Raw genomic sequence first — 19,430 nt, 5'->3', positions numbered from 1 at the left:
TCTTGGCTCAGTCCTTGAACTCGGCTCAGTCCGTGAACGTCTCGCCGCGACCGGCCATCTCGACCAGCAGCGCCGGGGGCTCGAACCGCTCGCCGTAGGCCGCCGCCAATTCGCGTGCGCGCGCCGTGAACCCGGCCAGACCGCCCTCGTAGCCGTTGACGTACTGCAGCACGCCGCCGGTCCAGCCTGGGAAGCCGATCCCCAGGATGCTGCCGATGTTGGCGTCCGCCACCGAGGTGAGCACGCCCTCCTCCAGGCAGCGGACGGTGTCCAGCGCCTCGGCGAAGAGCATCCGCTCCTGCATGTCGCGGAACGGGACGCCCACTCCCTCGGATGCCTCCGCTCGCCCGGATGCCTCCAGTCCCTCGGAGCCGGTGCTGCCGGGCTTGGTGAAGTGCTCGCGCAGCCCCGGCCACAGCCCGGCCCGCTTGCCGTCGACGTAGTCGTAGAAGCCCGCGCCGCCGCTGCGTCCGGTGCGGCCGAACTCGTCCAGCATCCGGTCCAGCACCACGTCCGCCGGGTGCGGGGCCCAGGCACGGCCCTCGGCCTCGGCCGCCAGCCGGGACTCCTCGCGGATCTTGCGCGGCAGGGTCAGCGTCAGCTCGTCCATCAGCGACAGCACCTTCGCCGGGTACCCGGCCTGCGCCGCCGCCTGCTCGACCGACGCCGGGTCGACGCCCTCGCCGACCATCGCCACGCCTTCGTTGATGAACTGCCCGATCACCCGCGAGGTGAAGAAGCCGCGCGAGTCGTTCACCACGATCGGGGTCTTGTTGATCTGCCGGACCAGGTCGAACGCCCGGGCCAGCGCCTCGTCGCCGGTCTGCTCGCCCTTGATGATCTCGACCAGCGGCATCTTGTCCACCGGCGAGAAGAAGTGCAGCCCGATGAAGTCCTCGCGCCGCTTGACGCCCTCCGCCAGCGACGTGATCGGCAGCGTCGAGGTGTTGGAGCAGAGCAGCGCGTCGGGCAGGACCACGTCCTGGATCTCGGCGAAGACCTGGTGCTTGAGCGCCGGGTTCTCGAAGACCGCCTCGATCACCGCGTCGCAGCCGGCCAGGTCGGCCACGTCACCGGTCGGCGTGATCAGGGCCAGCAGCGCGTCCCGCTTGGCCTCGGTGGTCCGGCCGCGCGACAGCGCCTTGGCGAGCAGGGTGCGGGAGTAGTCCTTGCCCCGCTCGGCCGCCTCCGCGCTGACGTCCTTGAGCACCACCTGGATGCCCGCCCTGGCACAGGAGTAGGCGATCCCCGCGCCCATCATGCCCGCGCCCAGCACCGCGACCTTGGTCACCTTCCGGGCCGGGACGTCGGCGGGCCGGTTGGCGCCCGAGTTGACGGCCTGGAGGTCGAAGAAGAACGCCTGGATCATGTTCTTCGCGGTCTGGCCGGTCGCCAGCTCGGTGAAGTAGCGCGCCTCGATGGTGAAGGCGGTGTCGATGTCCACCTGCGCCGACTCGACGGCGGTGGCCAGGATGTTGCGCGGCGCCGGGTAGGGCGCGCCGTTCAGCTGCTTCTTCAGGTTGGCCGGGAAGGCGGGGAGGTTGGCGGCGAAGGCGGGCGAACTCGGCGTGCCGCCGGGGATCTTGTAGCCCTTGACGTCCCACGGCTGCTGCGCGGTCGGGTTTGCCTCGACGAACGCCCGTGCCTTGGCCAGCAGTTCGTCGCGGTCGGCTGCCAACTCGTGGACCAGCCCGTGCTCCAGGGCCTGCGCGGGCCGGTACTGCTGTCCCTGCAGCAGCACCTTGAGCAGCGCGTCGGTGATCCCGAGCAGCCGCACGGTACGCACTACACCGCCACCGCCCGGCAGCAGACCCAGCGTCACCTCCGGCAGCCCGATCTTGACCTGCGGCGCGTCCAGGGCCACCCGGTGGTGGCAGGCCAGCGCGAGCTCCAGGCCACCGCCGAGCGCGGCCCCGTTGATCGCGGCGACGACGGGAACGCCCAGCGTCTCCAGCCCGCGCAGGGCGCGCTTGAGGACCAGCGAGCCCTCGAAGAACTCCTGCGCGTCGGCGGGCTGGACGGCGCTCAGCATGCGCAGGTCGCCACCGGCGAAGAAGGTCTTCTTGGCGGACGTGACGATCACGCCGCGCAGCTCACCCGCGTCGCGCAGCGCGGTCAGCCGCGCGACGACGGCGACGAAGTCGGCCGTGAAGGCCGTGTTCATGGTGTTGACCGACTGGTTGGGGTCGTCCAGGACGAGGGTGACGACACCGTCGGCGTCCTGGTCGAAGCGGACCGTGGACTGCTCGGCTGCGGTGGTGTTCTGCTCGGTCGCGGTGTTCTCGGTGCTCATGGGTTGTGGTCTCCAGGCGCGGGGTCGGCGTGCGGCGAGGGGGAGGGGCGGTGCGGCTTCGAACCGGCCGTCACAGTCGCTCGATGACGGTCGCGATGCCCATGCCGCCACCCACGCAGAGGGTGATCAGGCCGCGGCGCAGGTCGCGCCGCTCCAACTCGTCCAGGACGGTGCCCAGCAGCATCGCCCCGGTCGCACCCAGCGGGTGCCCCAGCGCGATCGCGCCGCCGTTGACGTTGACCTGCGCGTGGTCGAAGCCCAGCTCGCGGATGAAGCGCAGCGCCACCGCGGCGAAGGCCTCGTTGATCTCCACCAGGTCGATGTCCTTGGCCGTCAGACCCGCCTTGGCCAGGGCCTTCCGGGTCGCCGGGGCCGGGCCGGTCAGCATGATCGTCGGGTCCGACCCGGAGACGGCCGCGGAGACGATCCGCGCCCGCGGCGTCAGCCCGTACCGCTCGCCCACCTCGGCGTTGCCGATCGCGACCAGCGCCGCGCCGTCCACGATGCCGGACGAGTTGCCCGCGTGGTGCACGTGGTCGATCTTCTCGATCCAGTGGTACTTCTGCAGCGCCACCGCGTCGAACCCGCCCAGCTCACCAATGGTCGCGAAGGAGGGCTTGAGGCCCGCCAGCGACTCCACGGTGGTGCCCGGGCGGATGAACTCGTCGCGGTCGAGGACGGTGATGCCGTTCCGGTCGCGCACCGGCACGACGGAGCGGTCGAACCGGCCCTCCTTCTGCGCCTCAGCCGCGCGGGCCTGGGACTCGGCGGCGAACGCGTCGACGTCCGTGCGCGAGTACCCCTCGACGGTGGCGATCAGGTCCGCGCCCACGCCCTGCGGCACGAATCCGGTCTCGTAGCTGGTCATCGGGTCCATCGCCCAGGCGCCGCCGTCGCTGCCCATCTTCACCCGGGACATCGACTCCACGCCGCCCGCCAGGACCAGGTCCTCCCAGCCCGAACGGACCTTGGCGGCAGCCAGGTTGACCGCCTCCAGGCCCGAGGCACAGAAGCGGTTCTCCTGGACGCCGGCCACCGTGTCCGGCAGCCCCGCGGCGATCGCGGCGACCTTGGCGATGTCCGACCCCTGGTCACCGAGCGGGCTGACCACGCCGAGCACGACGTCGTCGATCGCCGCCGGGTCGAGGTCGGGGAACCGTCGCCGGATCTCGTGGATCAGCCCGACCACGAGGTCGATCGGCTTGGTCCCGTGCAGCGACCCGCTCGCCTTCCCCCGGCCACGCGGGGTGCGGATCGCGTCGTAGACGAATGCTTCGGGGGTTCCGGTGGTCACGCTGACTGCCTGCTTTCTGGCGAAGTGTCAGGGGTGGAATGGTCTTTGGGGTGGGACGGTGTTTGGGGTGATGGTCTTGGGGTGATGGTCTTCGGGTGCGCGGAGGTCGTGGAGCCGGGGCTCACGTCCTGGCGTCAGGGTCGTGCGGGGCTTCGGCGTCCGCGTCCGCGTCCGCGTTGGCGTCCACGTCCACGTCCACGTCCGCTTCCGCTTCCGCTTCGGCGTCGAGCAGGGCGGGCAGGTCCCAGTCGGCGGCGACCGAGGCGCGTCCCGCGTCCGGCAGCGCCGGAGGGCGGGGTACGGCGGTCGGAGTGCCCGAGAAGCGGGGTGCGGGCGCGGGCTGGGGGACTCCGTCGTGAACGGCGTAGCTGCCCCGCGCCTGCAGGTGCGGGTGCTCGGCGGCTTCGTGCAGGTTGAGCACCGGCGCGACGCACGCGTCCGTCCCCTCGAAGACCTGCTGCCACTCGGCCAGCGTCCGGGTGGCGAAGCGTTCGGTGATCAGCGTGCGCAAGTCGTCCCAGCGCCCGAAGTCGCGCTGCCCCGGCGCGTCGGCGGGCAGGTCCAGCAGCTTGGCGAACTCGGCGTAGAACTGCGGTTCCAGCGCGCCCACGGCCATGTGTCGACCGTCGGCGGTCGCGTAGACGGCGTAGAAGGGCGCACCGCCGTCGATGATGTTGACGCCACGCCGGTCCTGCCAGCGCCCGCCCGCCATGAACCCCCACAGCACCGTGGTCAGATGGGCCGCGCCGTCCACGATGGCGGCGTCCACCACCTGTCCCTGTCCCGTCGCGCGGGCGTGGTGCAGCCCCGCCAGCAGGCCGACGACCAGGTAGAGCGAGCCGCCCGCGTAGTCGCCCACCAGGTTGACCGGGATCGCGGGCGGCCCGTCCGCCGCGCCGACCAGCCCGAGCACGCCCGCAGTGGCGATGTACCCGATGTCGTGCCCCGCAGCCTGGGCCAGCGGCCCCTCCTGCCCCCAGCCGGTCATCCGGCCGTACACGAGCCGGGGGTTCCTGGCGAGGCAGTCGGCCGGTCCCACGCCCAGGCGTTCGGCCACGCCCGGCCGGTACCCCTCGATCAGCAGGTCCGCGCGCCCGACCAGGTCGAGCACCTGCGCCACTCCGTCCGCCGACTTGAGGTCGAGGACCACGCTGCGCTTGCCCCGGTTGGTGACGTCCAGCGCCGGATCCCCGGCGAGCGGCGCGCCTCCGGGCCGGTCCACCCGCACCACGTCCGCGCCGAGGTCGGCCAGCAGCATCGCCGCGAACGGCCCGGGCCCCAGCCCCGCCAGCTCCACCACCCGGACACCGGCGAGCGGTCCCGCCTGGGCGGGTGGGTCGGGGATCGGCGCGGCGGACTCGGGCATCGGGCCTCCACAGAACGGGGAGCGGCGACATGACTGCGTAGAGCCGATGCTAGGGAGTTAACTCGCCAGTAACAAGAGGCGGCAGGGCCGGGACCTCGGAAGTCGCGCCGTTCAGCGCCGCTTCGTGCCGTTCAGCGCCGTTCAGTTCCCGGTGTCGTCCTGGCTGCGCAGGTCGAAGACGCGCTTGATCTTGCCGACCGACCGCTCCAACGTCTCCGGGTCCACGACCGTCACCGCGACGCTGATGCCGACGCTGTCCTTCACCCCCCGCGCGATCTCCGCAGCCGCCGCGTCGCGCTCCGACGTGGTGGCGTCGGGCCGTGCCTCGACCCGGACCTCCATGCGGTCCAGCCGTCCGCTCCGGGTCAGCCGCAGCTGGAAGTGGGGTGCGACGGTGGGTGTGCGCAGCACGACCTCCTCGATCTGGGTCGGGAAGACGTTGACCCCGCGCAGGATGATCATGTCGTCCGAGCGCCCGGTCACCTTCTCCATCCGACGGAACGCGGGCCGGGCTGTGCCGGGCAGCAGCCGGGTCAGGTCACGGGTGCGGTAGCGGATGATCGGCAGCGCCTCCTTGGTGAGTGAGGTGAAGACCAGCTCGCCGGTGCCGCCCGCAGCCATCACGTCCGCGTCGAGCACCTCGTCCGTCACCGGGTCCACCACCTCGGGGAAGAAGTGGTCCTCCCAGATGTGCAGCCCGTCCTTGGTCTCGACGCACTCGCTCGCCACGCCCGGACCGATCACCTCCGACAGCCCGTAGATGTCCACGGCGTGGATGTCGAGCCGTTCCTCGATCTCGCGCCGCATCTCCTCGGTCCACGGCTCCGCCCCGAAGATGCCGACCTGGAGTGAGGTGCTGCGCGGGTCGACCCCCTGCCGCTCGAACTCGTCCAGCAGCGTCAGCATGTAGGACGGCGTGACCATGATGATCTCGGGCCGGAAGTCCTGGATGATCTGCACCTGCCGCGCGGTCATCCCGCCGGACGCCGGGATCACCGTGCACCCGGCCCGTTCCGCGCCGTAGTGCGCGCCGAGCCCCCCGGTGAACAGCCCGTACCCGTACGACACGTGCACCTTGTGCCCCGGCCGCCCGCCCGCCGCGCGGATCGAACGGGCCACCACGTCGGCCCACAGGTCCAGGTCGCCGTCCGTGTACCCGACCACTGTCGGCCGCCCTGTGGTGCCGCTGGACGCATGGATCCGCCGCACCCGCTCCATCGGCACCGCGAACATCCCGAACGGGTACGTCTCGCGCAGGTCCGCTTTGGTGGTGAACGGGAACCGCGCCAGATCGGCCAGACTGCGGCAGTCGTCCGGAGCCACCCCGGCCGCGTCGAACTTGCGCCGGTAGAGCTCGACGTTGTCGTAGGCGTGACGGAGAGTCCAGCGCAGTTGCCTGAGCTGGTGCGCGTGCAACTCCTCCGGGCTGAGCCGCTCGCCGGCGTCGAGCAGGTCGGCCGGGGGAGTCGAGGTGGGGACGGGCATGCGCGGAACTCCTGCCTACCAGTCGGGCGCGCCACGGATCCACTGACTGGATGTGGTTGCCAACCGAATGTTCGGTTGATCGTCCGTCGCGGGTCGGGCGGCTGTCAAGGATCACGGCTGGGCTGGTTGTGATCCCTGGCGACATGACCTCGGCCTGGCCTCCGCCTGACCTCTGCCTTGGCCTTGAGATTGAGGTCCGTTGAAGTGTGAATTGAAGAATTCTTCAATCCCTGCGAAGGTGGCTGTGGGAGGGGCTTCCAGCGTGCATTGTGAGGAGGCCGCGGTGGACCGGAACGAGCAGCTCGACCAGGTCGAGGACGTCGCTGGATTCGATCAGGTCGATCAGTCCGGCTACCTGGGGGAGGCGGGCCGCAAGTCGGCCGAGGTCCTCCTTCGACAGGTTGCCGACGCCCGCTCCGCGCTGGCGACCGCGGTGGCCATCAAGGATCCGGTGGGTGTCTCTCGCGCCCTCGACGAGCTGGAGGAAGCCCTCCGGGAGGCCCGCGAGGGCGGTGTCGAGGTTCCGCCGTTGGCATCCGAGTAATCGAACGGAATGACTAACTCGTTCGTGTTCGGAAGATAGTCCTGATGGGCCATGGTCTTGGGTGGGGTTGTGGCTTGATAATTGTTCTATGGACGCCTCGATGTTCGGGGGCGGGTGTGAAGACGGAGATGGCGTCCATGGGTGGGGTGGGTCCCCGGAGTCCCAGGGTTCGTCTTCTGGTTCGGATCCCCGTAACCCCTCAATTCCTTCTCCTTCTCCGGCTGGTGATGACTGGCTGGGTCTGCCGCGGGATGCGGCGGGTTCCCGGTTCGTCTCGGGTACTCCTTCCTCTTCGCGTCAGGCGCGGTTCGCGGATCCGCTGCGGACTCTTCCGGGGTGTGCGCGGGAGTTGTTGACGGCGCTTGCGGATGAGGGTGATGACGCGCTGCTGGGTGCGGGTGTGGATTTCCTCGCGGAGCAGTTCCTGGCGCTTGAGCGTGTGACGGAGATGTTGGACGCGCAGAAGCTGCGCCGTCTCGCGGTGTTCGATCGCGTGGGTGGTGCGACGGCGGTGCGGTGTCGTTCGACGAAGGGTTTCCTGCGGACGCATGCGCAGATGGCGCAGGGCCACGCGAACCGGTTGGTGAATCTGGCGCGGGACTTGGACAAGTTGCCGACGGTGCGTCAGGCCCAGGCCGAGGGCTCCCTCTCCACGGACCAGGTGGAGATCCTCGCGAAGGAGCTCGCCCCCATCGAGGACACCTCGGCCCGTCATCAGGCGGAGGTGTTGATGGTGGAGCAGACCCCGAAGCTTCACCTCGCCCACGTGCGTCAGGCGGCGAAGCAGATCCACGCCCACCTCGTCCCCGAGCAGGATGCCGAGGCGAGGGACGTTCCGGCGGTGTTCCAGTCCTGGGTCAAGCTCTCCGCCACGGGGACGTCGGACCGGCCGTTCTGGGTCCTGTCGGGGGAGCTGTCGCCGGTGGCGGGGGAGAAGCTGCGGGTGGCTCTGGAGGCGGCGATGGGCGCCCCCGTCGAGGGCGAGACCCGGACGCATTCCGAGCGGATGGGCGACGCCCTCGAATCTGTCACGGATCTCGCGCTGGGTTCGGACAAGCTGCCCACCACGGGTGGGCAGCGTCCGCACCTGACGCTGATCGCCGACCTCGACGCCCTGCGCACCACCTGCCCCACCCACCCGGTCCTCGCCACCGAGGACGGCGACGAGTTGTCGGGGCTGCTGCGCCCGAAGGCGGCGGCGACCACGACGCGTGGCTATCAGCTCCCGGCGTGGCAGGCGCGGAAGGAGTCCTGTGACTGCCAGCTCCGGGTCATCCTCACCCGGGGTCAGGACAAGCCGCTGTCGATCGGCCGGGCTACCCGTACTGTTCCCGCGCACCTGCGGGACGCGGTCATCGCCCGGGACCGGCACTGCGTGTGGCCCGGCTGCGACCGGCCGCCCACCTGGTGCGAGGCGCACCATCTGGTCCACTGGGCCGACGGTGGCGAGACGGGGCTGGACAACCTCGCCCTGCTCTGCAACGAACACCACACCGATCTCCACCACACCGGCTGGGAACTACAGATGAAGAGCGGCCGACCCCGAGCTGTCCCACCACCCGACACCCCACCCCCACCCAACACCCGCTACCCCCACCGCGACTAGCAACCCCCCGCCCGCCGACCAGCCGCTGTCCCAGCCGGGAGCGGCCCATCGGCACGCCCTCACACGCGTGGGCTCAGCGCACTCCGCGGGGGCGGAACTGGATGCTGATGCGTGGGCCCACCGGGCGGGCGGTCTTGGGGATGGCGTGCTCCCAGGTTCGTTGGCACGAGCCACCCATCACGATCAGGTCGCCGTGGCCCAGCAGCTGACGAACCGTTGTGCCGCTCAGGTTGTACTCGGGGCGGGGGCGGAGCAGCAGTGCCCGGGGCTCGCCAACGGACAGGATCGCCACCATGGTGTCCTCTGTCCGGCCTCGGCCGATGGTGTCGCCGTGCCAGGCGACGCTGTCGCGCCCGTCGCGGTAGTAGCAGAGGCCGAGCGTGGCGAAGTGCTCGCCGAGCTCCGCCGTGTAGTGATCGCTCAGCATGTCCCGAGCGTCTCTGAGGAGCGGGTCGGGCAGGCGGTCGCCCTCGTCGTAGAAGGCGAGCAGGCGTGGCACGTCGACCACCCGCTCGTACATCTTCCGGCGCTCCGCGTGCCACGGCACCTGGGTCGTCAGCCGTTCGAACAGTGCGTCTGCTCCCGAGAGCCAGCCGGGCAGCAGGTCGATCCAGGCGCCGGCGCCCAGGTCCGTCCGAGTCGGAGAGGACATACGCAGGGGACGCAGGCACGTCTCCTCCGCCTCGTCGAACAGTGAGGCCTGCAGTGCTGCGGAGGTTGGCGTGTCGCCGGAGTGCTGGAGGGCCATGGAACGAGCCTACCTCCTTATTCGAACATGTGAGCGATAAGGAGTGCACGTGCGCGGTGCACTTCATGAACCGCACTACTGTGACTGAGCGCTCCGGTTGGCGACTGAGCGTTCGAGTTGGCGGGGACCGGGCTCAGCAGTCCGCTCCACCCCTGAGTCGGGGCACGATAGGTGGAACCTGGCCGGGCATGTTGGAACTATCGGAGACGTGTCGCAGTCCGGACTAGGTCGGCAACGGCTCTGGACCGGCTGTGCGGGGGCCAGGCGATGACGGTGGTGACTGCTGGCGCGTCCAGCACGGGCACGGCGGCGAGGTCGCCGTGCAGTTGGGCTCGGCACGACTCCGGTGAGACCGCGCAGGCTCGGCCGAGCGCGACGAGCTGCAGCAACTGTGCGTGGTCGCGGACCAGCGGGCCGGGGCCGGGCGGGTAGGTGCCGTCGGGGTCGGGCCAGCGCGGCAGGGGCAGGCCCGGCAGGCCGGTGATGTCGGCCATGTGCACCTGGGCGCGGACGGTGAGCGGATGCCCGGCCGGCAGGACCACCACCTGGCCCTCCGTGCCGAGCTCCTCGGTGTGGAACCCCGCCGTCGAGTCGAACGGCCGGTGCAGCAGCGCCACGTCGGCCCGGCCCTCGCGCAGGAGTCGTGCCTGCTCGGCCGGGCCGCACAGGATGACGTCGACGGGGACTGCGCCGGGTTCGGCGGCGTACGCGTCGAGCAGTTTCGCCAGCAGTTCACGGGACGCGCTGGCTTTCGTCACCAGAACGAGGCCGGGACGGCCGGTCGCGGACAGGGCGGCGCGGCGCGTCCGGCGCTCGGCGGCGTCGACCGCGTCCAGGGCCGCCCGACCCTCGACCAGCAGGACCGAGCCGGCCTCGGTCAGCGTGACGGTGCGGCTGGTCCGGTCCAGCAGCGCTGTTCCGAGCCGGCGTTCGAGCTTCTGGATCGCCCGTGACAGAGGCGGCTGTGCGATTCCCAGGCGCTGCGCGGCGCGTCCGAAGTGCAGCTCTTCAGCGACAGCGACGAAATACTGCAGTTCCCGCGTCTCCATGCGGCCACGCTACCCCTGATCAATACCCGGACGGTATCGGCGCCCACCCGATTGGTCTTGGACCTCCGCCGGGGGCCGAGAGCAGCATGGTCCCCATGAGCGAACGAACGATTGCGCTGGTCACTGGCGCGAACAAGGGCATCGGCTACGAGATCGCCGCGGGCCTGGGCGCCCTTGGCTGGCGCGTCGGCGTCGGGGCCCGCGACGAGCAGCGCCGCAAGGTCGCGGTGGAGCAACTGCGTGCGGCCGGAGTGGACGCCTTCGGTGTTCCGCTGGACGTGGCCGACGACGCGAGCGCGACAGCCGCCGCACGGCTGATCGAGGAGCAAGCCGGGCGCCTCGACGTGCTCGTCAACAATGCCGCCATCACCGGCGGCATGCCGCAGGAGCCCACTCAGGTCGATCCCGCGAACATCCGCACGGTCGTGGAGACCAACGTGATCGGCGTCATCCGCGTCACCAACGCGATGCTGCCGCTGCTGCGCCGCTCCGCCTCGCCGCGGATCGTGAACATGTCCAGCAGCGTCGGCTCCCTCACCCGGCAGTCGGGAACCGCTGCCGAGCAGACGGCGGGTCCGGTGGCCGTGGCGTACGCCCCCTCGAAGACGTTCCTGAACGCCGTCACCCTCCAGTACGCCCGGGAGTTGAGTGGCACGAACATCCTGATCAACGTCGGCTGCCCCGGCTACGTCGCCACCGACCTCAACGGCTTCCGTGGCGTGCGCACCCCTGAGCAGGGCGCGGCGATCGCCATCAAGCTCGCGACGCTGCCCGACGACGGGCCGACCGGCCAGTTCTTCGAGGACGCGGGCGTCGTGCCCTGGTGAAGTGCACGGCGGTGACCCGCGACAACACCGACCAGAAGTACGCGCACCTGATCGACCCGAACCGGATCGGCATGGCCGGACACTCCTGGGCGGCGACGCCACACTCAGGACCATGGCCACCGACAAGCGGGTGCGAGCCGGAGCGAACCTGGACGGTACATTCAGCAAGCCCATTCCGGACGCCGCCGTCGGGCGCCGCCCATTCCTGATGATCGGCACCCAGATCGACCACAACGTGGGTGGTTCGGACGCCAGTTGGGGAGACACCTGGGCCGGCCTGCACGGCTGGAAGCGGTGGCTGACCGTCGCCGGTACCGTCCATTTCAGTTTCACCGACCTGCCCGTCCTCAGCGCCGAGGTAGGTCTTCCCACCCCCAACGGGCAGACGCCCCCCGTGCGCGCGATGGGCATCACCCGAACCTACCTCGGGGCCTTCTTCGCCCAGCAGCTCAAGGGCATCCCGCAGCCGCTGCTCGACGGACCGTCGCCGGCCGACCCCGAGGTTGCTTTCCCGAACCCCTGGGCTCGCCACGGTCGATCGCTCCGCGCGAGCCGACGGCCCCGCTGCCTGAGCTGCGGCGGAAACCATCAGCGCCTGAGCGCTTCGGCGGGCGATACCCGCCGACTGAAGCGCTCGGTCACAACTACCGGACTGCAGGGCGCTGCAGAATCCGGAGTGCCATCAGGCCCGCCTCAGGATCGCGATCATCGCCGTGTCGTCCTGCAGCGGGCCGCCCACGTGGCGCTGGACGTCGTCGGTGAGCAGACGGAGCAGCGAGTCAGGGTTCTGGGCGGCGTGGACGGCCAGGGCCTGGACCCGGGGGAGGAGCGGGTAGAACCGGCCGTGGCTGTCCCGGGCCTCGATCAGTCCGTCGGTGTAGAGCAGCAGCACGTCGCCCGGTTCGAAGGGGAACTCGGTCTGGCTGAACCTTCCCAGCCCCGGCAGGTTCAGCCCCAGGCCGAGCGGCGGGCTCTTGTCGTCCACTTCGAGCAGCCGCACGCCGCCTCCGTGCAGCAGCAGCGGTGGCGGGTGACCGCAGTTGACGAGATGGAGCAGGGGACGCTGGTCGAAGATGTCGACAATCGCCGCGGTCACGAACCGCTCGCCGACGTCGCCCTCCGCGTCCTCGTAGCCGTAGTCGCTGCCGGAGCCGTCGTCTCTGGCGGAGTCATCGGCGTCGTAGCCGTAGTCGGCGCTGTATGCGAAGGCTTTCGCACCCCCGCCGGGGTCTGCGTTTTCCTCGTCATCGCCATGGCTGCCGCTGTCGGCGGCAGTCCGTCTGTCGATCCGGGCCTGGCTCTGCGCGAGCTCCGCCAAGCCCCAACTGACGCTGTCCTCGAGTGACGCGGCGAGCTCGGGGAGCGGGGCCTGGCGGTGTGCGGCGGCGTGAAACGCGCCCAGCAGCACGGCGGCGTCGCCCAGCGTCTCCAGGCCCTTGCCGCGGACGTCGCCGATGACCAGGCGGGTGCCCTCCTGGGTCCGAGCGGAGGCATACAGGTCACCGCCGACATGCGCGTCGACAGTGGCGGCGTGGTAGGCGGACGCGATCCGCAGCGGTCCGGCGCGGGTCGGGAGGGGGCGCAACAGGACTTGCTGCGCCGCCTCCGAGACGGATCTCACCCGTTCGAGTTCGCGGAAGCGTCGTTCGCGGACCCGGACGAAGACGACGATGAAGACCGAGATGGCGAAGAGCGAGGCGATCTGCACTTGCAGGTTCTCGGTGGTGATGGCGTCGCGGGCGATCCCGATGCTGACCAGCGCGGCCACGGCGAGCGCCCCGATGGCGGCAGTTGCCCGTGGGCCGGCGAAGGAGGCGGTGATCGCCGGAGCCACGACGAGCAGCGGGCCCAGGTGGATGTCGGCGGGGGCGACGATGTCGGAGGCGGCGATCAGCGCCATCAGCGCGAGCGGGAGCAGCAGGAGCAGTCGGCTCGACCGTCCGCCCGAGGCGCCGGACACCCCGCGCTGCCGCATGGCGCCGCTCCTCTCTCGCCCGCCTCCGCAGGTCTTCCCTGCCATGCTGGGTCTCCATGCCACGCCAACCCTGCCCCTTCCGCAACCGCTCGCGGCCGCCTGACCAGGCGGGTGATCCGGCGCGGGCCCGGTGCTGCGTCGGCGGGCGAGGCACTAGGCTCCGCGTGTGAGCAGTCCCCCGCTCGAGCCCTCTGCCGCCCTTGGCTCCTCTGCCTCCCATGCCCTTATCTCCCCTGCGTCCCCGGCACCGCTGGCGGCTGTCCGCGCGGGCGTGCCGGAGCGTGGGGAGCCGCCCAAGTACTTCCAGGTCAAGCAGAAGATCGATGCGGTCCTCGACGAGCTGGGTCAGGGGACGCCGCTTCCCACCGAGCGTGAGTTCGCCGAGCGGTTCGGGGTGTCCCGGATGACCGTGCGTCAGGCGATCCGGGAACTGCGCCTGGAGGGACGGGTACAGCGCAGCGGCCGGTCCACGGTGGCGGCCGGGCCCAAGCTGGTGCAGCCGCTGACCTTGGCCAGCTATACCGAGGGGGTGCGCCGGCAGGGGCGCCGTCCAGGGCGTCAGCTGATCGTGTTCGAGCAGGTCGCCGCGGATGCGGCACTGGCGGCGGGGTTGCGGATCGCGGTCGGCGCGCCGGTGCTGCACCTCGAACGGTTGTTGCTCGCGGACGACGAGCGCGTAGGGCTGGAGAGCACCTACCTCTCGGTGGCCCGATTCCCGGCACTGGCCGACGACTTCGACCCGACCACCTCGCTGTACGCCTTCCTCCGGGGCTCCGGCGTGATCTTCGCCGACGCCGACGAGCGGATCGAGACCGTCCTCGCCTCGCCGCGCGAGGTGCAACTGATCGGGACCAGCCCGGCCCTGCCGATGCTGCTGATGAACCGGGTGACCCGGGACGGCGACGGCATGCCCGTCGAGTGCGTGCGCGCCCTCTACCGGGGCGACCGCTTCAGCTTCACGGCACATCTCGTCGGCGAGGAGTGAGCCGCCCGGTGTCGATGGCCGTGGATAGCGCCCCTACCCACGGGCCCACTACCTAGTAGTAGGGCAGTCCGCTTTCAACTGCACCAATTCTCCGCAGAAGTCTCACATGGAGCACCTGTTCGACTTTGCCAGGGCACTTCTAGGCTCAGCCGGTACCGATCACGGCAATTTCCGCACGGAAGAATCCATGGACTACTGCCCAGCGTGCCGCCGTTACCTCAACGGTGCCCTCTGCTGCGCCGGTTGCGGCATCTCCGCCGGCGACCTTCGCGGCTCTTCCGTGCCCCCGCAGCGATCCGCTCCGCCCGTCATGCCTGCACCGGTGATGCCTGCACCGGTCATGACCGCACCGGTGATGACCGCGCCCGCGATGGCCGCGCCGGCGTTTACCCAGCCGTCGTACGCCCCGCCCACCGCTCCGCTGCCCACGCAGCCCTACGAGCCGGTGTACGAGCCCGCATACGAGGCGTCCTACCAAGGGCTGCCTGACGGATCGTCGGACGGTTTCTCCGAGATCGACCTGTCCGAGGATCTGGGTCCGCACGTGGGCTCTGACATGGTCCCGACCGCGGACCTGGACGCGGAGCCCGGCCCGGCGGATCCGGCGACCGACCTGGCCGCCGAACCGACCGCCGTGGCGGCCGCCGCGCCTGGCCCGCGGTCGGGCGGTCGACGGGCACAGGGTCGCCGTAAGGCGCGGCGGCATGGTCGGGGTGTCGTGGTGATCGGGGGAGTCGGCGCGCTGGCCATCGTCGCGGTGGGAACGGCGATCGTGGGCGGGGTGGTCTCGTCCGGCGCGGCGCCGGTGGGGGCGGCGCCGACTCCTGGTCCCGTCAGCAGCGCCGCCACGGCCTCGACGAGCGCATCGCCTGATCCTGGCCCGAGCCCCACCGAGACCGGCGTCCACCACGCTCCTGCGCCCCGGCCTTCCGCGCCGTCCGCCTCACCGCACGCCTCCGCATCGGGCAAACCGCATCCGTCGGCGCCAGCCTCCGCCTCGGCGGTGCCCAGCTCGACCGGGACCGGTTCGGCCAACGGGACAGCGGGCGGCACGACCGGATCGGGAACCGGAGGCACCCAGCCGTCGCCCACCCCCAAGCCCTCGCCGTCCTCGACCTGCCGCCCGTTCCTCTTCTGGTGTACGTGAGTTCTCGGTCTACTTCAGCAGCCGGGACATGCGGCGGTCGGCCAACGGCTTGCCACCCGTCTGGCACGTCGGGCAGTACTGCAGCGACGAGTCGCTGAACGACACTTCGAGGATGGTGTCGCCACACACCGGGCAGGGTTCCCCGGTGCGGCCGTGGACGCGGAGGCCGCTCTTCTTCTCGGCCTTGAGGTCGCGGAGCGCGAGCCCGTGGGCCCGCTCGACGGCGTCCGCAAGGGTCGTCGCCATCGCCTGGTAGAGCCGGGTGACCTCCTCGTCGGAGAGGTTGGCCGCGGGCTTGAACGGGGACATCTGCGCGGCGTGCAGGATCTCGTCGGAGTACGCGTTGCCGATCCCGGCCAGCACCGCCTGGTCGCGGAGGACGCCCTTGATCTGCCGCCGCTCGGAGCGCACCAGCTCCGCGAAGCGCTCCTCCGTCACGTCGGGGGAGAGCGGGTCGGGACCGAGTCGGGCGATCCCCGGCACGTCGTGCGGGTCGCGGACCAGGTAGACGGCCAAGTGCTTCTGCGTACCGGCCTCGGTGACGTCGAAGCCGGACCCTCCGTCCAGCGCGACCCTCAGCGCGAGCGGTCCCTTGCCGGGTCGCGGAGGCGCAGTCGGCAGCGCGTCGTACCAGCGCACCCATCCGGCCCGGGCCAGATGCACCACGAGGTGCAGCGCCTGCCCCTCCGGGTCCTCGGACGAAGCCGGCGCGGCGACGAGATCCAGGAACTTGCCGTGCCTGGTCGCGTCGGCGAACGTGCGTCCCACCAGGGCGGTCAGCGGCGGGTCGTAGGTCTTCAGTGCGGCCACCGCGACGGGATGGACACGCTCGACCGTGCGCCCGGTCAGGTGCTCGGCCAGGAACTGCGTCAACGACTCGACCTCGGGCAGCTCGGGCATGCGTCCAGTCTGCCCCGGCGTGGGCGCGCTCGCTTCACGCCTTGAGTCACGCGTCGGGTCATGCGTCGAGCCGGACCCGCCCTCGCGGATCCGGCTCGATGTGTTGCTTAGTGGCAGCCCGCTCTTACAGGTCGAAGTAGAGCTCGAACTCGTGCGGGTGCGGACGCAGGGCAATCGGGGCGACCTCGTGCGTGCGCTTGTAGTCGACCCAGGTCTCGATCAGGTCCTGGCTGAAGACACCGCCGGAGAGCAGGTACTCGTGGTCCTGCTCCAGCGCCTCGAGGACGGCCGGGAGCGTGGACGGGACCTGCGGGACCGCGGCGTGGTCCTCGGGAGCGAGCTCGTAGAGGTCCTTGTCGACCGGCTCGAGCGGCTCGACCTTGTTCTTGATGCCGTCCAGGCCTGCCATCAGCATGGCGGAGAAGGCCAGGTAGGGGTTGGAGGACGGGTCCGGCGCGCGGAACTCGATGCGCTTGGCCTTGGCGTTGGCGCCCGTGATCGGGATGCGGATCGCGGCCGAGCGGTTGCGCTGCGAGTAGACCAGGTTGACCGGGGCCTCGAAGCCGGGGACCAGGCGGTGGTAGGAGTTGACCGTCGGGTTGGTGAACGCCAGCAGCGACGGGGCGTGCTTGAGCAGGCCGCCGATGTAGTAGCGGGCGGTGTCCGACAGACCGGCGTAGCCCTGCTCGTCGTAGAAGAGCGGCGAGCCGTCCGTCCACAGCGACTGGTGGCAGTGCATGCCGGAGCCGTTGTCGCCGAAGATCGGCTTGGGCATGAAGGTCGCGGTCTTGCCGTTCCGCCAGGCGACGTTCTTGATGATGTACTTGAACAGCATCAGGTCGTCGGCGGCGGCGAGGAGCGTGTTGTACTTGTAGTTGATCTCCGCCTGGCCGGCCGTGCCGACCTCGTGGTGCTGGCGCTCGACCTGGAGGCCCGCGGCGGCCAGCTCCAGGGACATCTCGGCGCGCAGGTCGGCGAAGTGGTCGACGGGAGGGGCCGGGAAGTAGCCGCCCTTGTAGCGGACCTTGTAACCACGGTTGCCGCCCTCCTCGACCCGGCCGGTGTTCCAGGCGCCGGCCTCGGAGTCGATCTCGTAGAACGAGCGGTTCTGCTTGGTCTCGAAGCGGACGTCGTCGAAGACGTAGAACTCCGCCTCGGGGCCGAAGTACGCGGTGTCGGCGATGCCGGAGGAGGCGAGGTAGGCCTCGGCCTTCTTGGCGACGTTGCGCGGGTCGCGGCTGTACTGCTCGCCGGTGATCGGGTCGTGGATGAAGAAGTTGATGTTGAGCGTCGCGTCCTTGCGGAACGGGTCCAGTCGCGACGTGCTCAGGTCCGGAACCAGGCCCATGTCGGACTCGTGGATCGCCTGGAAGCCGCGGATCGAGGAACCGTCGAACATCAGCATCTCGGACGGATCAAACGCCGAAGCAGGCACGGTGAAGTGCTGCATGACGCCCGGCAGGTCGCAGAACCTGACATCGACGAACTTGACGTCGTTGTCCGAGATGTAGCGCGACACCTCGTCGGCGTTGTTGAACATCCATCCTCCTTGGCCCCGGCGGGTGTGCCGGGATTTTGGGTGCGGACCGCCGTTCCCGTCCGGCGATACCGTGCTGGAAACCATAGGAACGGGCCATTTCTCGGCCGTGACCCGTATGTTTCGCGGTTGTTAACCGCATGAGGTGAACGAGTTGGCAACCGGTGCCGTTCCTGGCGTCTTGTCGGGCACGGGGTTGACCAGGCGTTCACCCGCAGGAGGGTGGTCTAGACCGGTCTCGGTTGCCTTGGCGGGGTGTGGTGGTGCCTCGACGAGGTGCGGTGGGCGCGCCGACTTCTGGGGGAGGGGTGCATTCAGGGCGTGGCTCGGGGCCGGGCTAATGTTGTCGCGTGGAAGAGAGCCGTAAAGCCATAGGCAGCTGGATCGAGGGCCCCCGGGCGGCCGCCGAGCAGATGGGCGCCGACTTCGGATACCGGGGCAAGCGCCTCGGCCTGCCGGAGGAGGGCCCCGGGTCGATCGCCGGTACCGGGCGGCGACTGCTCGCCGTCCTCATCGACTGGATGCTCTGCTACCTGATCGCCTACGCATTGATCGCGGGGCGGGATGTGAACAAGGTCAGCATGTGGGTCACCCTGCTGTTCTTCCTGGTCAGCGTACTGACCCTGGGGGCGACGGGGTCCACGCCGGGCAAGAAGCTGGTCGGCCTGCGGGTGGTCAGCCTGAATGGCGGGCGCGCCGGTCTCGGCCAGATCGCGCTGCGGACCTTCCTGCTGGTCCTCGCCGTCCCTGCCCTGATCTGGGACCGCGACGGGCGAGGCCTCCACGACAAGGCCGTCCACACTGTCGAGGTCCGGGTCTGAGGCCTCAAGGGAGGGTCTGAGGCGCTGAGGTGCGAAGCCTGAGGCACGAAGCCTGAGGTATGAATCCTGAGACATGAAGAAGCCCCGGCCGTGTCCGCGAGGACGAGGCCGGGGCTTTGGCTTTGTGTGTTGTGCCGTGGGTGTGTCTGCTCAGCGCATCTTGCTGGCGCCCTTGGGCATCCGCGAGCCCTTGGGGAGCGGACCCTTCGGGACAGGGGCGTTGGTCATGAGGTCGCCCATCGCCCGCAGACGGTCGTTGATCTCGGTGGCCTGCGCGCCGGAGATGGCCTTGGGCAGCTTGGTCAGGTGCAGTTGGAGCCGCTTGAGCGGGATCTGGCCCTCGTCGTTGCCGACGATGACGTCGATCACCGGGGCGTCCCCGACGACCTTGCTCATCTTGCGCTTCTCGGCGGCCATCATCGGGCGGACCCGGTTGACGTTGCCCTCGCCGACCAGCACCACACCGGCCCGGCCGACCGCGCGGTGCACGGCGTCCTGGTTCCGGTTGGCGGCGACGACCAGCTGGATGTTCCAGCCGCGCTTGATGTTGTTGAGTACCGCGGCCGCCGCTCCGGGCTGGCCCTCGAGCTGGCCGAACGCGGCCTTCTCGGCACGGCGGCCGAAGATGATGACCGCCGCGAGCACGCCGAGCACGAAGCCCAGGATGCCTAGGTAGGCCGGGTGGCCGATCGCGAAACCGATGGCGAGGAGCACCACGAAGGTGCCGAGCCCGACGCCGGCGACGATAAGACCGATCTTCGGGTCGACCCGCTTGGTCATGGTGTATGCCTGGCGGATCTGTGAGAGCCGTCCAGAGCCGTTGGTGGATTCCTGCCTCGCCATGACGTTCATG

At 70.2% G+C, this 19,430-nt stretch carries 16 protein-coding genes; 6 read left to right on the top strand and 10 right to left on the bottom strand.

The window, feature by feature from the left end; translation table 11 throughout:
* Positions 1-25 precede the first annotated feature (25 nt).
* From ABH928_RS11415 to paaK, 4 genes are all read right to left on the bottom strand, one after another.
* Positions 26-2,293, bottom strand: a complete 2,268-nt coding sequence (locus ABH928_RS11415; RefSeq protein WP_370064916.1) for a 3-hydroxyacyl-CoA dehydrogenase NAD-binding domain-containing protein — start codon at positions 2,291-2,293, stop codon at positions 26-28.
* A gap of 70 nt (positions 2,294-2,363) precedes the next feature.
* Positions 2,364-3,587 carry an acetyl-CoA C-acetyltransferase gene (locus ABH928_RS11410; protein WP_370064914.1) on the bottom strand — a complete coding sequence of 408 codons (1,224 nt, stop codon included), beginning with the start codon at positions 3,585-3,587 and terminating at the stop codon, positions 2,364-2,366.
* Between the two features lie 121 nt (positions 3,588-3,708).
* The gene (locus tag ABH928_RS11405) at positions 3,709-4,953 is read right to left on the bottom strand and encodes a CaiB/BaiF CoA transferase family protein (RefSeq protein ID WP_370064912.1); all 1,245 of its coding nucleotides are present in this window, start codon (positions 4,951-4,953) and stop codon (positions 3,709-3,711) included.
* Positions 4,954-5,094: 141 nt separating this feature from the next.
* Positions 5,095-6,438, bottom strand: coding sequence for a phenylacetate--CoA ligase PaaK (gene paaK / locus ABH928_RS11400; protein ID WP_370064910.1), 1,344 nt, complete (start codon positions 6,436-6,438; stop codon positions 5,095-5,097).
* A gap of 283 nt (positions 6,439-6,721) precedes the next feature.
* Here paaK and ABH928_RS11395 point away from each other — a divergent pair, with 283 nt between their 5' ends.
* Both ABH928_RS11395 and ABH928_RS11390 read left to right on the top strand, forming a co-directional pair.
* Positions 6,722-6,982, top strand: coding sequence for a hypothetical protein (locus ABH928_RS11395; RefSeq protein WP_370064908.1), 261 nt, complete (start codon positions 6,722-6,724; stop codon positions 6,980-6,982).
* A 400-nt stretch (positions 6,983-7,382) separates the two neighbouring features.
* Entirely contained in the window at positions 7,383-8,588 is a 1,206-nt protein-coding gene (locus tag ABH928_RS11390; RefSeq protein ID WP_370064906.1) for a DUF222 domain-containing protein, read from the top strand.
* A gap of 73 nt (positions 8,589-8,661) precedes the next feature.
* Here the strand turns inward: ABH928_RS11390 and ABH928_RS11385 are convergent, their stop codons facing one another.
* Complete coding sequence (locus ABH928_RS11385) at positions 8,662-9,336, bottom strand: alpha-ketoglutarate-dependent dioxygenase AlkB (RefSeq protein WP_370064904.1); 675 nt, start codon at positions 9,334-9,336, stop codon at positions 8,662-8,664.
* A gap of 197 nt (positions 9,337-9,533) precedes the next feature.
* Entirely contained in the window at positions 9,534-10,385 is an 852-nt protein-coding gene (locus ABH928_RS11380) for a LysR family transcriptional regulator (protein WP_370064902.1), read from the bottom strand.
* 95 nt (positions 10,386-10,480) lie between these two features.
* Between ABH928_RS11380 and ABH928_RS11375 the strand changes: the two genes are divergently transcribed.
* On the top strand, positions 10,481-11,212 hold the full coding sequence (locus ABH928_RS11375) for an SDR family NAD(P)-dependent oxidoreductase (RefSeq protein ID WP_370064900.1): 732 nt from the start codon (positions 10,481-10,483) through the stop codon (positions 11,210-11,212).
* A gap of 682 nt (positions 11,213-11,894) precedes the next feature.
* Here the strand turns inward: ABH928_RS11375 and ABH928_RS11370 are convergent.
* Positions 11,895-13,187 (bottom strand): PP2C family protein-serine/threonine phosphatase, encoded by a 1,293-nt coding sequence (locus tag ABH928_RS11370; RefSeq protein WP_370064898.1) that lies wholly within the window; start codon positions 13,185-13,187, stop codon positions 11,895-11,897.
* A gap of 226 nt (positions 13,188-13,413) precedes the next feature.
* On the opposite strand from ABH928_RS11370, the gene ABH928_RS11365 reads away from it, so the two are divergent.
* Both ABH928_RS11365 and ABH928_RS11360 read left to right on the top strand, forming a co-directional pair.
* Positions 13,414-14,172, top strand: coding sequence for a GntR family transcriptional regulator (locus tag ABH928_RS11365; protein ID WP_370065032.1), 759 nt, complete (start codon positions 13,414-13,416; stop codon positions 14,170-14,172).
* A gap of 340 nt (positions 14,173-14,512) precedes the next feature.
* Positions 14,513-15,319 carry a hypothetical protein gene (locus tag ABH928_RS11360; RefSeq protein WP_370064896.1) on the top strand — a complete coding sequence of 269 codons (807 nt, stop codon included), beginning with the start codon at positions 14,513-14,515 and terminating at the stop codon, positions 15,317-15,319.
* A 9-nt stretch (positions 15,320-15,328) separates the two neighbouring features.
* Here the strand turns inward: ABH928_RS11360 and ABH928_RS11355 are convergent, their stop codons facing one another.
* Together ABH928_RS11355 and glnA are read right to left on the bottom strand one after the other, a co-directional pair.
* On the bottom strand, positions 15,329-16,219 hold the full coding sequence (locus ABH928_RS11355) for an Fpg/Nei family DNA glycosylase (protein WP_370064894.1): 891 nt from the start codon (positions 16,217-16,219) through the stop codon (positions 15,329-15,331).
* A 124-nt stretch (positions 16,220-16,343) separates the two neighbouring features.
* Positions 16,344-17,759 carry a type I glutamate--ammonia ligase gene (gene glnA, locus ABH928_RS11350; protein ID WP_370064892.1) on the bottom strand — a complete coding sequence of 472 codons (1,416 nt, stop codon included), beginning with the start codon at positions 17,757-17,759 and terminating at the stop codon, positions 16,344-16,346.
* Positions 17,760-18,169: 410 nt separating this feature from the next.
* Between glnA and ABH928_RS11345 the strand changes: the two genes are divergently transcribed.
* Positions 18,170-18,577, top strand: a complete 408-nt coding sequence (locus ABH928_RS11345; RefSeq protein WP_370065030.1) for an RDD family protein — start codon at positions 18,170-18,172, stop codon at positions 18,575-18,577.
* Between the two features lie 150 nt (positions 18,578-18,727).
* Here the strand turns inward: ABH928_RS11345 and ABH928_RS11340 are convergent, their stop codons facing one another.
* Positions 18,728-19,420 carry a DUF4191 domain-containing protein gene (locus ABH928_RS11340; RefSeq protein WP_370064890.1) on the bottom strand — a complete coding sequence of 231 codons (693 nt, stop codon included), beginning with the start codon at positions 19,418-19,420 and terminating at the stop codon, positions 18,728-18,730.
* Positions 19,421-19,430 lie beyond the last annotated feature (10 nt).

Origin of the sequence: Streptacidiphilus sp. MAP5-3 (genome assembly GCF_041262505.1) — a bacterium.
GTDB lineage: Bacteria > Actinomycetota > Actinomycetes > Streptomycetales > Streptomycetaceae > Streptacidiphilus.
Note: the sequence above shows the minus strand (reverse complement) of the source record. Positions and strands in the feature narration are given on the sequence as shown.